Below are 11,878 nucleotides of genomic sequence, written 5' to 3' on the forward strand. Positions count from 1 at the left end.
TGTTGCTTACCCAAGAGTTACAGGCATGTTTATGCCTCGTCAAACATCGCTGACGATAACTCAGTAAGCCCGAGAGAAGGGATTTCAGGGGTTGGTGTCTTCGCTCAAGCAGAAGTTATCGCAGCACGATACCGATAACGCTTGAGCTGGTGCGATCACCAAATGTATGTGAAACATTGAAAATTTCACGATACAGCATAATTGGCCTCCTTATATATTCAGTGGGTTAATGGATGAAAGGAGTGTAGCGGGGGAAAGGGGGTTTGGCTAGTGGGTATTCGATGGTGCGGTCTGTTGCCCCTCATCCTAACCCTCTCCCCAATGAGGAGAGGGAACGGTTCGGGCGCAGAATTAAATCGAGGTACGGCGATAGCTGCGGTATTCAGGCATCCAGAAGTTATCATCAATAGCCTGCTGCAGCGCGTCGGCAGAGGTTTTCACCGCCACGCCCTGCTGCTGCGCCATTTTACCCACCGCAAACGCGATAGCGCGCGACACCTTGTGAATGTCCTTCAGTTCCGGCAGCACCAGCCCTTCGCCGTTGTTGACCAGCGGCGAATAGCCCGCAAGGGTTTCGCTCGCTGACATCAGCATCTCATCGGTAATGCGGGATGCGCCGGAGGCGATCACGCCCAGACCAATGCCCGGGAAAATATAGGAGTTGTTGCACTGGGCGATCGGATAGGTTTTATCCTTCCACACCACCGGATCGAACGGGCTGCCGGTGGCAACCAGTGCGTTACCTTCGGTCCAGGCGATGATGTCCTGCGGCGTCGCTTCCACGCGGGAGGTCGGGTTAGACAGCGGCATCACGATAGGGCGCTCGCAATGCTTGTGCATCTCGCGAATAATCTCTTCGGTGAAGAGACCGGTTTGCCCGGAAACACCGATCAGAATATCCGGCTTCACGTTGCGCACCACGTCCAGCAGGGAGAGCACTTCGTTGTCGGTGTCCCAGTTCTTCAGGTTCTCGCGCTTCTGCACCAGCTTGGTCTGGAACGGCAGCAGGTTCGGCATACCGTCGGTCAGCAGGCCGAAACGGTCAACCATAAAGACGCGGGAGCGGGCCAGCTCTTCGCTTAAGCCTTCGCGCTGCGTCTGGGCAATAATCTGCTCGGCGATGCCGCAGCCCGCAGAGCCTGCGCCCAGGAAGACGATTTTCTGGTAGCTCAACTGGCTGCCGGCAGCGCGGCTGGCGGCGATAAGCGTGCCCACGGTCACCGCTGCGGTGCCCTGGATGTCGTCGTTAAAGGAGCAAATCTCATCGCGATAGCGGTTCAGCAGCGGCATCGCGTTTTTCTGCGCAAAGTCTTCAAACTGCAGCAGAACGTCCGGCCAGCGGTGCTTCACGGCCTGAATGAAATCGTCGACAAACTGATAGTACTCGTCGTCGGTAATGCGCGGATGACGCCAGCCCATGTACAGCGGATCGTTCAACAGTTGCTGGTTGTTGGTGCCGACATCCAGCACCACCGGCAGGGTGTACGCTGGGCTGATGCCGCCGCAGGCGGTGTAGAGAGAGAGTTTACCGATTGGGATCCCCATCCCGCCAATGCCCTGGTCGCCGAGGCCGAGAATACGTTCCCCGTCCGTCACCACAATCACTTTAATATTGTGGTTCGGCACGTTCTGCAGAATGTCGTCCATGTTGTGACGGTTCTGATAAGAGATAAAGACGCCACGTGAGCGACGGTAGATCTCAGAGAAGCGTTCGCACGCCGCACCCACCGTTGGGGTGTAGATCACCGGCATCATCTCTTCGAGATGGTTTTGCACCAGGCGATAGAAGAGGGTTTCGTTGGTGTCCTGGATGTTGCGCAGGTAGATGTGTTTGTCGATCTCGGTTTTGAAGCCCTGATACTGGATCCACGCGCGCTCTGCCTGCTCTTCAATGGTTTCAACCACTTCCGGCAGCAGGCCAAGCAGGTTAAAGCTGCTGCGCTCTTCCATGCTGAAGGCGCTGCCTTTGTTGAGCAGGGGGAATTCGAGTAAAACCGGGCCGGCGTATGGGATGTATAAGGAACGATGTTTTTTCAGTTTGTTGTCCATGTCACTCACTCTTTTTTTGAAGATCCGTCCCTGACACTGCTGTTTGTCATCTTTCTGGCCTGTGCTACGGGGTGCGGTCGGGCGGTATTATAAAGGAGCTAAATATTAATTACCGCAACACATAAACAAAAACACCATCGGTTTTGCCGATGGTGTTCTGGATCTCAGTCTGGAACTTACTTGCCCGCGTGGCGTTTTCTGCCGGTGGCGTGAGTGACTTGCGTTTCGTGGTCACCTTCAATCACCACTTTACGCTGATTAGAAAGCTTGTAGTTCAGTCCCAGAATGTGGCGTGCCTGACGGTTCGATTTCATGTTAACTCCTCAATCCTGTTGATAGTTTTAAGGACCAGTTTGCTTTCGCAAACGAAATGTAACCCCTTAGGTTGCAGATCCAGCTTAGCAGGTTTTTACAAAGGTGCGCTTTGCCCGCTGACGACGTAGTTAATGGTCTGCTGGTAGATGTCACTGAGGATGTCATTATCCGTGGATTCCACCCACTTGGTCAGTTCCATTAAAATGTCATCTTCAGTCACAGCACCGTGCTCGGCGTGAAGACCCTGCGCAATCGCGTTAACGAGCTCAGGTTGTGCTGCTGTGGTATTAGCCGGGTAATAAGTAAACATGCTGCCTCCGTGTCGTTGTCTGTTTAATGGTACGGCTCGCAAAAAATTTAATTCATAAACAGAATGGCAAATATTTCCCCGGTTGTGTCTCAGATTCATCTTAGAAATAAAAATGACATAAGTGCATGCTTTTATGCGCTTTTAAAACGGAGGGATATATTGGCGTGAGGCAGTGCGGATATTATGGCGGTGCTCCTGCTATCGCGGGAATATAGCAGGAGCCGTTTTTAAATTACCACTTCATTTCGCCAGTATTCACTTTGGCGCTTAATTCCAGAGAGCTCTCTTCTGCCAGACCCGGATACTGTTTTTTTAGTGCACCGATGACGCCCGCAGAGTTTTTATGTGCCGACAACGCCTGTTCAAAATGCTGCAGATAGCCTCGGGTAAAATCAATAGCCCCGGTTCCGGACGGTGGTGTGCCCAGATAGTGGCCTGGGATCACGCGTTCCGGCTTGTGCGCGGCCATGTTGTCCAGGGTCTGCTGCCACTGTTGACGCCGAGCCGGCGTCTGGGTATCAGCCGTCCAGACGTGAATCCCCCAGGAGACCCCGGTGCCGCCGAGGATGGTTTTCACGGACGGGATCCACACGTAGGCCGCATAGCTGTCCGGCTGCTCGATATCGACCTTTTCCCCGTCAATCATAAAGGTGGTGGAGGCGAGCACCTGCGGCACCACCAGTTCCGTTGGCGCGCCGTCTTTCATCTGCGGGCCCCAGAAGGCGAGCTTGGCGTCTTTGGTGGCCTTAATATGGTCAACCACCTGCTGCGTGGCCACCACTTTGGCATTCGGGAAGGCTTTCACCAGCGGCTGCAGGCCAAAATAGAAATCCGGATCGCCGGAGGTGATCACAATCTTATTCAGCGTTTTACCGCTGCGGCGAATTTTCTCTACCAGCGCTTCGCCATCCTTCACGCTGAACTGGGCGTCAAACAGCACCGCCTCTTTCGGGCCGGAAACGAGCGTGGAGGAGACCGCGAAAATGCCTTTTTCCTGCGGGTTATAGGTATCAATCGTCAACGGCGCGGCAAAAACGGCCGGAGCGAAAAGGGTGGAAAGCAGGGCAATATGAGTGAGTTTCATGCTGTTGTCTCTGTTGTTCAGGAATGTCTCTATTGTACGGATATTCTCATTTGCCAGAATTCCTGAAACAAGACATGCTTAGTTTCATAAATCGAGCAGATGGAGCTTATATGGATCGCGTTATTGCCGCTCAGGTCTATAACCGGATATGCGAGCTGGGAAGCCTGAGCGCGGCGGCCCGCGCGCTGGGCATTTCCCGGCCGATGGTGAGCCGTTACCTTGAACAAATGGAGAAGTGGGCGGGGGCGCGGCTGGTAAACCGCTCCACGCGCAAGCTGACGCTGACGGCGGCAGGGGAAAAGGTGCTGCAAAAAACGCGGACGCTCTCGCAGATCTCGCAGGAAATCGAAGGTCAGTCGGAAAAAGATCTGCCGTCCGGCACGCTGCGGGTAGCCTGCGCGCACTTTACCGCCATGCACCTGATTGCGCCGGTCCTGCCCGGCCTGCTCTCGCGCTACCCGCAGCTGCGCATTGAGCTGGACGTGAACAACCATCCGGTCAGCCTGGTGGGAGAGCGCATTGACGTCGCCGTGCGCATTACCGATAACCCGGAGCCCGGCATGATCGCCCGCCGGCTGGGGGAGTGTCGATCGGTGCTCTGCGCCTCGCCGGCGTATCTGGCACAGCACGGCACGCCCGTCAGCCCCGAAGAACTGGCGCAGCATAACTGCCTGCACTACAGCTTTTTCGCGGGGCAGTCCTGGCACTTCCTGACCCCGGAAGGCGAAAGCCTGAGCGTGGCCGTCAGCGGCAACCTGAGCGCCAGTATCTCTTCACTGCTCATGAACGCGGCGATCGAGCACTGCGGCATCGCCATGCTGCCGGAGCGCGAAGCGCGCGCCGCGCTGGAGCAGGGATTACTGGTGCCGGTACTGGCGTCGCTGGAGCCAAAACCGCTTGCCATCCACGGCATTTATCAGTCACGGGAATACCAGCCTGCCGCGCTGCGCGTGTTTCTTGACGAACTGTCCCGCCACCTTGCCTGAGGGGCGATTATTTTGCCTTTAGCCAGGGAGAGGCCGTGCTCCAGAAAATAATATCGGCCCCGAGATAATTTTCGCCGAAGCGGACAAACTCGGCTTTGGTGAACGGTTTTCCGGTCTGAGGATCCTTATAGGTCAGAGTCGGCTCCTGAACCGCCATGGCGATGAGCGGCAGCGCCTGTTTATTTTTATGGAAGAAGGGATAGGCATTCTTCATGTGCGCCTTGCGGTTGGGCACAATGTCCGGCCCGCCCAGGCCGATATTGTTGGCGCTGGCATACGCAAAAAGACGTCCCATATAGTTGTGGTCGTTATCCCACTCGCACGGCCAGAAGTTAACGTACTGCACCACATGTGATTTCTGAAAAACCTTGCGCGCAAAGGCCAGATTTTCCATCTCACCCGCGAAATAGCTGTCGCAGGTGAAGCCCGCTGGCGGATTTTTCTCGTCAATATCAATCGCGGTTTCAGGCAGGTTTACGCCATACACCTCGCCATCAAAGCGTTTTGCGAGCGCTGCCAGCAGTGCCTGGTAGCGCTGGCGCACCGTGGGGTCCCACTGACGCGCTACCCATCCCGCGCCGACAGGCTTGCCCTCGCCGGGGTTATCAAACTGCGGCGCAATCCCGCCGCTGTATTGCTTATCGTGCATCAGATAGTCCGGGACGTAGCGGGCGTCCGGCTCAAAGAAACGATCCTGGATCTGAATAAAGAGTTTTTTCCGGGCGGCCTTAAGACGCGCCAGATCCTGCTCAATCCGCGAGAAGTCATAGCTGTCCTTCTCGGGTTCAAGCTGGCGCCAGTTGTACACGATCTGCACGCCGCCGATGTCGCCACGCGCAACCAGCGGGAACGCCGCGTCGAGATCGCCTGAGCTGGTATAGATATAGTTTTCCGGCGTTTTGGCCAGTGAAGAAAGAGAGAGAGCCAGCGTGGCTACCGCGACGGCCATCCTGATTTTTAGCGTCATATCATTATCCTTGTTGTCGGTACAGCAGGTGAAAGACACGGAATCGTCTGTGTTCCAGGGCGTGTCAGATGCGTAGTCTATACTTAACCCTTTGTAAGCCAAAAGGAGAGCAAGAATGACGATTCATAAGCACGGTTCGGCACACTGGTCTGGCGACATTAAGCGCGGGAAAGGAACGGTTTCCACCGAGAGCGGCGTTCTCAACCAACAGCCTTACGGCTTTAACACCCGCTTTGAGGGTGAAAAGGGGACCAACCCGGAAGAGCTGATCGGCGCGGCACATGCGGCTTGTTTTTCCATGGCCCTGTCGCTGATGCTGGGTGAAGCGGGCTATACCGCTGATTCGATTGATACGACCGCGGACGTCTCTCTGGATAAAACCGACGGCGGCTTTGCCATAACTAAGGTTGCGCTGCAAAGTAAGGTCACCGTACCGGGCATTGCGCCACAGCAGTTTGACGGCATTATTCAGAAAGCCAAAGCGGGCTGTCCGGTGTCGCAGTTGCTCAAGGCCGAAATTACCCTGGACTATAAGCTTAACTAAATCACAGCCGGGTTTGCGCCCGGCTATCCCTTCAGCGCGGCGGGGAACACCTCCGCCAGCCAGGCGATAAACACCTTCAGTCTGTGCGTTAAATGCCGGTTCTGCGGGTAGACCACGTGAAACGGGTACGCGGCAGGCTGCCAGTCACCCAGAATCGCCACCAGCGCTCCCGCCTGCAAATAGGTCTTTGCTGAATACTCAAAGGTTTGAACGATCCCCAGACCCGCCGCGGCAGCCGCCAGATGAGCGTTACTTTCATTGACGCCGAGATAGTGCGGAAGAGTGATTTCCAGCGCCTCGCCGTTCTGCCGGAAGCGAAACGGAAACGGCCGCCCGGTGACGGGAGAGAGATAACTAACAAGCTGGTGGCCGTTGCGCAACTCCTGCGGATAGGCCGGAACGCCGTGGTTTTTAAGGTAACCCGGCGTCGCGCAGGTGACCATCTGAGCGTCACCGAGATGACGGGCGATAAGCGTTGAATCGTTCAGCGGGCCGCCGCGGATCACGCAGTCTACGTTACCGCTGATAAGATCGACCGGACGATCGGCCACGCCAAGATCGATACGGATATCCGGGTAGCGCTGCATAAAATCCGGCAGCAGGGGGATGAGCACGTCCCGTGCGGTGGAACCGCCCACGTCAACCCGCAAATGTCCCTTGGGCGTCGCGCGGGAAACGCGAAACGAGGTGTCGATATCTTCGATATCAATCAGCACCCGGCGCGCTTTTTCATAGTATTCCAGCCCTTCAGGCGTCGTGACCACCCGACGAGTCGTCCGGTGAAGGAGACGTATCGCCAGGTGCGCCTCAAGGGATTTAACCAGTTTGCTCAGCGTGGCGATCGGCATATTCAGCGAGTCCGCCGCGCGGGTAAAACTGCCGGATTCCACCACCCGCGTGAAGGCGCGCATCGCCATTAGCTGATCCATGATGACCTCTGATTATTTCCATAGGTGAATAGTTATTTTCATTTTTGCCCATTTTTCATAAATGCCGCAAGGGATAAAGTCTGTCCAACGCAAACACAAAAAGGTAAATGACATGAACACGACTCTCTCAGGAAAAATTGCACTGGTCACCGGCGGCAGCACCGGTATTGGTCTTGCCACGGCGCAGGAGCTGGCGGCACAGGGCGCGAAGGTGTACATCACCGGGCGTCGTCAGGCCGAACTTGACGCCGCGGTAGCAGAGATTGCTTCTGACGCAGTGGGCATTCGCGCGGACGTCTCTAAGCTTGCCGATCTGGATGCGGTTTATGCCCGGATAGCAAAAGAAGAAGGCCGTCTCGATATTCTGTTCGCCAATGCGGGTGGCGGCGATATGCTGCCCCTGGGCGCGATCACCGAAGAACAGTTTGACCGGATTTTTGGCACCAACGTTCGCGGGGTGCTGTTCACGGTGCAGAAGGCGCTGCCGCTGTTATCAACCGGCTCGTCGATCATTCTGACCGGCTCGACGGTGTCGGTTAAGGGGACGGCTAACTTTAGCGTCTACAGCGCCAGTAAGGCCGCGGTGCGTAACTTTGCCCGCTCCTGGGCGCTGGATTTGCAGGGCCGTGGGATCCGCGTCAATGTCGTAAGCCCGGGCCCAATCAAAACGCCTGGTTTAGGGGACCTGGTGCCGGAAGAACACCGCCAGGGGCTGTACGACGCGCTGGCCGCGCAGGTGCCGCTCGGACGTTTAGGAGCGCCGGGCGAGGTGGGTAAAGCGGTGGCGTTTCTGGCCTCCGACGCGGCCAGCTTTATCAACGCCACCGAGCTGTTTGTGGACGGCGGGATGGCGCAAATTTAACCCAGGCTGCGCCAGCAGCGAACGTGACGGCCCTCGCGAGAGGGCTGTAGCGGCTGAGGACGTTCGCACCCCTGCGCGGCCATCGGGCAGCGGTCGCGGAAAAAACAGCCTTCGGGCAGATGACGGTTGCCGGGCAGCTCCGTTTTGCGTAACGCCAGCGTTTCATCCAGCGGCTCTCCGGTGCGAGGAACCGAATCAAGCAGCAGGCGGGTATACGGGTGGCGCGGCTCGCCAAGTACCTGCGCGGCGCTGCCCAGCTCCACAATCTGTCCGAGATACATCACCGCCACGCGGTCGCTCATGTGTCTGACCACCGAGACGTTATGCGAGATCAGTACGTATGTCAGATTACGCTGCTGCTGTAGCGTCACCAGCAGGTTGAGGATTTGCGCCTGCACGGAGATATCCAGCGCGCTGGTGGGTTCATCGAGCACGATGATATCCGGGTCGGACGAAAGCGCCCGGGCGATGGCAATGCGCTGGCGCTGCCCGCCGGAGAAGGCGTGTGGAAGGCGGTCGAGATATTCCGGGCGAATGCCCACCTGCAGCGCCAGATCCGCCGCCAGCTGGCGGCGCTCGCGCTCGCTGCTGCGTTTTTGCACCCACACCGGCTCGGTAATGATGCGCCAGACCGGCAATCGCGGGTCGAGCGAGGAGAGCGGATCCTGAAACACCATCTGCATGCCACCGGCGTGGTGGGCACGCTGGCATGCGCCGGTGCTGGGTTTAAGCATCCCCATCAGCAGTTGCGCCAGCGTGCTTTTCCCACAGCCGGATTCCCCGACAACGCCCAGCGTTTCGCCCCGACGGATCTGGAGATCCAGCCCGTTGAGCGCATGGACCCGTTCCGTCACGCGGCCCAGCCAGTTTTTGCGCGCCGCAAAGTTCACGTGCACGCTATCCAGTTCCAGCAGTACATCAGACATGGTGTTTCTCCCGTTGTGGATACCAGCAGGCAGCCTGTTGGCCCTCTGCGCCATGCGGCTGCAGGCGCGGCGTTTCGCTGCATTTTGCCCCCGCGGCAAAGCAGCGATCGCGGAAAGCGCACCCCTGCGGAAGCTGGCTGAGGTTGGGCACCGTTCCGGGAATGGCGGGCAGCAGATCGCGCGGCTGGCCGTTTTCCGGCGCGCACCGCAGCAGGCCGATAGAATAGGGATGCACAGGGCGGTGGATCAGCGTTTGCGTGGCGCCGCTCTCTATCACGCTGCCCGCATACATCACGTACATTCTGTCGCAGAGCTGGGACACTACGGCCATATCATGGCTGATAAACAGCACCGAGGTGCCGCTGGCCTTCGCCTTATGCTTCAGCAACCGCAGCACCTGGAGCTGGACGGTCACGTCCAGCGCGGTGGTCGGCTCGTCGGCGATGATCAGCTCCGGCTCGCAGGAGAAGGCAAGGGCGATCATCACCCGCTGGCGCATGCCGCCGGAGAGTTCAAACGGATAACGCGCCATGACCTCCTTCGCGTCCGGAATTTGCATCTCTTCCAGCAGGGCGATCGCCTTCTGCTGTGCCTCGCGCCGGGAAAGCGGCTGATGCTGGCGGATCACCTCCACCATCTGTTTGCCAATCCGCCGCGTCGGGTTGAGTGCGGTCATGGGCTCCTGAAAAATCATCGCCACTCTAGCGCCGCGCCACTGGCGAAGCTGTTTCTCGGACGCCGTCAGGACGTTTTCACCGAGTAATCTCACCTGACCGTGATGAATACGGTAGCTGCCCTCTGGCAGCAGGCGCATGGCGAGCATGGCGGTAACGGATTTGCCCGACCCTGATTCGCCCACCACGCCGACAATTTCGCCCCTGCCGATCTCCAGCGAAACGTGGTTCAGCGCATGAACCTCCCCGCGAAAAACCGGGAAGCTCAGGTGCAGGTCTTCAATATTGAGTACCGGTTCGGTCATTACTGTTTGCCTCCTGACTTCGGATCCAGCAGATCGCGGATACCGTCGCCAAACAGATTAAAGCCCACGGCGGTAATCAAAATTGCCGCACCGGGAAAGGCGCAGTACCACCACTGGTCCAGGACGTAGTTACGGCCCACGGCCACCATCGCGCCCCATTCGGCGGTGGGCTGCTGCGCGCCCAGGCCAATAAACCCCAGCGTGGCGGCCATCAGAATGGCGCTGCCGATATCCAGCGACGCCTGCACGATCAGCGGCGGCAGGGCGTTGCGCAGGATGTGCCAGCGGATCAAATGCCAGCGGGAGGCGCCAAAGGTGCGGGCGGCCTGAACGTAGGTGAACTGACGCACCACCAGGGTTTGCCCGCGCGCCAGCCGCACGTAGAACGGTATGCGGACAATCGCAATCGCCAGCATGGCGTTAAACAGGCTCGGACCGAGCGCGGCGGCCAGCGCCATGGTCAGCACCAGAGAAGGAATGGAGAGCATAATGTCCATCACCCGCATGATGACGGCGTCGCCGCGCCCGCCCAGGACGCCGGACAAACAGCCCAGGAGCGAGCCAATGCCGCCCGCAATCACCACCACCGCCAGCCCGGCGGTAATCGACTGCTGGCTGCCCGTCAGCACGCGGCTGAACAGGTCGCGTCCCACCTCATCGGTGCCAAACCAGTGTTGCGCAGAGGGGGCCTGCAGGCGGGCGGTGAGATCCAGCGCGTTCGGGTCATGCGGCACTATCCACGGCGAGGTCACCATCAGCAAAAGCATCGCGATCATAATGACGCCGCCGACAATCGTGAGCGGGCTTTGGCGCAGCATCCAGAACAGCTTTGCCCAGTTGATACGTTGTCTGGCGGTTTTCACCGGGACGGGTGTTTCCTGCGTTAACATCATTCGGCACCTCCGCGCCCGATTCGCGGGTCAATCCACAGGTAAAGCAGATCGACCACCAGATTAACCAGCACGTAGGCCAGCGAAACGACGACGGCAAAGCCCATCACCGCCGGGAAGTCCAGCGCCTGAATGGACGTCACCACCCAGGCGCCCATACCCGGCCAGGCAAAGACGGTTTCTGTCAGGACGGCGCCGTAAAGCAGGTCGCCCAGCGCCAGTCCGAGCACGGTAATGGACGGGATCATCGCATTCGGCAGGGCGTAACGCAGGACGATGTACCAGCCTGGCAGCCCGCTGGCGCGTGCGGTGCGGATGTAGTCCTCGCTAAGCTGCTCCAGCATCGCCGAGCGCACCTGGCGCGCCACGATGCCCAGGTGAACAAACGCCAGCGTCAGCGAGGGTAAAATCAGGTGCTGCAGCGCGTTGAAAAAGACCTCACCGTTGCCTTCCAGCAGGGCGTCCAGCAGATAAAACCCGGTGACGTGCGTCGGCGGATCGAGCCAGTCGTCCAGCCTGCCGCCGCCCGGCAGAATCTGCAGATGCCCGTAGAACAGGACAATCACGCCCAGCCCAAGCCAGAATGCAGGCGTGGAAATCCCGGTCATCGCCATTAAACGCACCAGGTGATCCAGCCAGCGGTTGCGGTACACCGCCGACAAAATCCCCAGCGGCACGCCGATCACCAGCGCCAGCAGCAAAGAACAAAAGGCCAGCTCCAGCGTGGCGGGGAAAAAGGCCTTCAGGTCTTCCGCAACCGGGCGTCCGGTACGGATGGATGTGCCTAAATCACCGTGGGCCAGGGCGTCCACGTAGCGGCCAAACTGCACATACAGCGGCCGATCCAGCCCCAGCTGCTGGCGAATGTTCTGCACGATTTCGTCGCTGGCGCGATCGCCCGCCAGCAGACGCGCCGGGTCGCCGGGGATCATGTGTGAAATAATAAAGGTAATAATACAGACACCGGCCACCACCAGGAGTAACCCCCAGCAGCGCTGGCGCACGATGCTCCAGAACGTCATACGCTTTCCCCCGGC

General features: G+C 58.5%; 13 protein-coding genes. 3 read left to right on the top strand and 10 right to left on the bottom strand.

Annotation, left to right across the window (positions count from 1 at the left end; genetic code table 11):
* Window positions 1-351: 351 nt before the first annotated feature.
* The 4 genes from IM265_RS02750 to IM265_RS02765 form a co-directional block, all read right to left on the bottom strand.
* Window positions 352-2,049 carry an NAD-dependent malic enzyme gene (locus tag IM265_RS02750; RefSeq protein WP_028013235.1) on the bottom strand — a complete coding sequence of 566 codons (1,698 nt, stop codon included), beginning with the start codon at window positions 2,047-2,049 and terminating at the stop codon, window positions 352-354.
* 176 nt (window positions 2,050-2,225) lie between these two features.
* Window positions 2,226-2,363: a stationary-phase-induced ribosome-associated protein gene (gene sra / locus IM265_RS02755; RefSeq protein WP_008501714.1), complete on the bottom strand. Its 138-nt coding sequence runs from the start codon at window positions 2,361-2,363 to the stop codon at window positions 2,226-2,228.
* A gap of 95 nt (window positions 2,364-2,458) precedes the next feature.
* Window positions 2,459-2,674 (bottom strand): biofilm-dependent modulation protein, encoded by a 216-nt coding sequence (gene bdm, locus IM265_RS02760; RefSeq protein ID WP_028013234.1) that lies wholly within the window; start codon window positions 2,672-2,674, stop codon window positions 2,459-2,461.
* Between the two features lie 232 nt (window positions 2,675-2,906).
* On the bottom strand, window positions 2,907-3,758 hold the full coding sequence (locus IM265_RS02765; protein ID WP_193030711.1) for a Vmh family MBL fold metallo-hydrolase: 852 nt from the start codon (window positions 3,756-3,758) through the stop codon (window positions 2,907-2,909).
* Between the two features lie 110 nt (window positions 3,759-3,868).
* Between IM265_RS02765 and IM265_RS02770 the strand changes: the two genes are divergently transcribed.
* Window positions 3,869-4,744, top strand: coding sequence for a LysR family transcriptional regulator (locus IM265_RS02770; RefSeq protein WP_193030709.1), 876 nt, complete (start codon window positions 3,869-3,871; stop codon window positions 4,742-4,744).
* A 7-nt stretch (window positions 4,745-4,751) separates the two neighbouring features.
* Here the strand turns inward: IM265_RS02770 and IM265_RS02775 are convergent, their stop codons facing one another.
* On the bottom strand, window positions 4,752-5,711 hold the full coding sequence (locus IM265_RS02775) for a hypothetical protein (RefSeq protein ID WP_193030707.1): 960 nt from the start codon (window positions 5,709-5,711) through the stop codon (window positions 4,752-4,754).
* A gap of 115 nt (window positions 5,712-5,826) precedes the next feature.
* On the opposite strand from IM265_RS02775, the gene IM265_RS02780 reads away from it, so the two are divergent.
* Complete coding sequence (locus tag IM265_RS02780; protein WP_028013230.1) at window positions 5,827-6,255, top strand: OsmC family protein; 429 nt, start codon at window positions 5,827-5,829, stop codon at window positions 6,253-6,255.
* 23 nt (window positions 6,256-6,278) lie between these two features.
* Here IM265_RS02780 and IM265_RS02785 read toward each other — a convergent pair whose 3' ends face one another.
* Window positions 6,279-7,184, bottom strand: coding sequence for a LysR family transcriptional regulator (locus IM265_RS02785; RefSeq protein ID WP_193030705.1), 906 nt, complete (start codon window positions 7,182-7,184; stop codon window positions 6,279-6,281).
* Window positions 7,185-7,296: 112 nt separating this feature from the next.
* Here IM265_RS02785 and IM265_RS02790 point away from each other — a divergent pair, with 112 nt between their 5' ends.
* Window positions 7,297-8,046 carry an SDR family NAD(P)-dependent oxidoreductase gene (locus IM265_RS02790; RefSeq protein WP_163332298.1) on the top strand — a complete coding sequence of 250 codons (750 nt, stop codon included), beginning with the start codon at window positions 7,297-7,299 and terminating at the stop codon, window positions 8,044-8,046.
* Here the strand turns inward: IM265_RS02790 and IM265_RS02795 are convergent.
* The 4 genes from IM265_RS02795 to IM265_RS02810 are packed head-to-tail and all read right to left on the bottom strand — an operon-like array spanning window position 8,043 to window position 11,863.
* Window positions 8,043-8,972, bottom strand: a complete 930-nt coding sequence (locus IM265_RS02795; protein ID WP_047368600.1) for an ABC transporter ATP-binding protein — start codon at window positions 8,970-8,972, stop codon at window positions 8,043-8,045. The two genes, IM265_RS02790 and IM265_RS02795, sit on opposite strands and share 4 nt — an antisense overlap.
* Window positions 8,965-9,951 carry an ABC transporter ATP-binding protein gene (locus IM265_RS02800; RefSeq protein ID WP_193030703.1) on the bottom strand — a complete coding sequence of 329 codons (987 nt, stop codon included), beginning with the start codon at window positions 9,949-9,951 and terminating at the stop codon, window positions 8,965-8,967. Before IM265_RS02800 ends, IM265_RS02795 begins: the two co-directional genes overlap by 8 nt.
* Window positions 9,951-10,844, bottom strand: coding sequence for a D,D-dipeptide ABC transporter permease (gene ddpC / locus IM265_RS02805; protein ID WP_041909883.1), 894 nt, complete (start codon window positions 10,842-10,844; stop codon window positions 9,951-9,953). Before ddpC ends, IM265_RS02800 begins: the two co-directional genes overlap by 1 nt.
* A complete protein-coding gene (locus IM265_RS02810) occupies window positions 10,841-11,863 on the bottom strand; it encodes an ABC transporter permease (protein ID WP_041909885.1) in 1,023 nt (340 codons plus the stop codon). Before IM265_RS02810 ends, ddpC begins: the two co-directional genes overlap by 4 nt.
* Between the last annotated feature and the right edge of the window lie 15 nt (window positions 11,864-11,878).

The sequence above is a fragment of the Enterobacter cloacae complex sp. P17RS genome, assembly GCF_014895885.1.
GTDB lineage: Bacteria > Pseudomonadota > Gammaproteobacteria > Enterobacterales > Enterobacteriaceae > Enterobacter > Enterobacter bugandensis.

Excerpts from the sequence above, each read along its gene's own strand:
- sra (WP_008501714.1), bottom strand. The coding sequence starts at position 2,363 with ATGAAATCGAACCGTCAGGCACGCCACATTCTGGGACTGAACTACAAG.
- IM265_RS02750 (WP_028013235.1), bottom strand. The coding sequence starts at position 2,049 with ATGGACAACAAACTGAAAAAACATCGTTCCTTATACATCCCATACGCC.
- IM265_RS02800 (WP_193030703.1), bottom strand. The coding sequence starts at position 9,951 with ATGACCGAACCGGTACTCAATATTGAAGACCTGCACCTGAGCTTCCCG.
- IM265_RS02780 (WP_028013230.1), top strand. The coding sequence starts at position 5,827 with ATGACGATTCATAAGCACGGTTCGGCACACTGGTCTGGCGACATTAAG.
- IM265_RS02775 (WP_193030707.1), bottom strand. The coding sequence starts at position 5,711 with ATGACGCTAAAAATCAGGATGGCCGTCGCGGTAGCCACGCTGGCTCTC.
- IM265_RS02810 (WP_041909885.1), bottom strand. The coding sequence starts at position 11,863 with ATGACGTTCTGGAGCATCGTGCGCCAGCGCTGCTGGGGGTTACTCCTG.
- IM265_RS02795 (WP_047368600.1), bottom strand. The coding sequence starts at position 8,972 with ATGTCTGATGTACTGCTGGAACTGGATAGCGTGCACGTGAACTTTGCG.
- IM265_RS02790 (WP_163332298.1), top strand. The coding sequence starts at position 7,297 with ATGAACACGACTCTCTCAGGAAAAATTGCACTGGTCACCGGCGGCAGC.
- bdm (WP_028013234.1), bottom strand. The coding sequence starts at position 2,674 with ATGTTTACTTATTACCCGGCTAATACCACAGCAGCACAACCTGAGCTC.
- IM265_RS02785 (WP_193030705.1), bottom strand. The coding sequence starts at position 7,184 with ATGGATCAGCTAATGGCGATGCGCGCCTTCACGCGGGTGGTGGAATCC.
- IM265_RS02770 (WP_193030709.1), top strand. The coding sequence starts at position 3,869 with ATGGATCGCGTTATTGCCGCTCAGGTCTATAACCGGATATGCGAGCTG.
- ddpC (WP_041909883.1), bottom strand. The coding sequence starts at position 10,844 with ATGATGTTAACGCAGGAAACACCCGTCCCGGTGAAAACCGCCAGACAA.
- IM265_RS02765 (WP_193030711.1), bottom strand. The coding sequence starts at position 3,758 with ATGAAACTCACTCATATTGCCCTGCTTTCCACCCTTTTCGCTCCGGCC.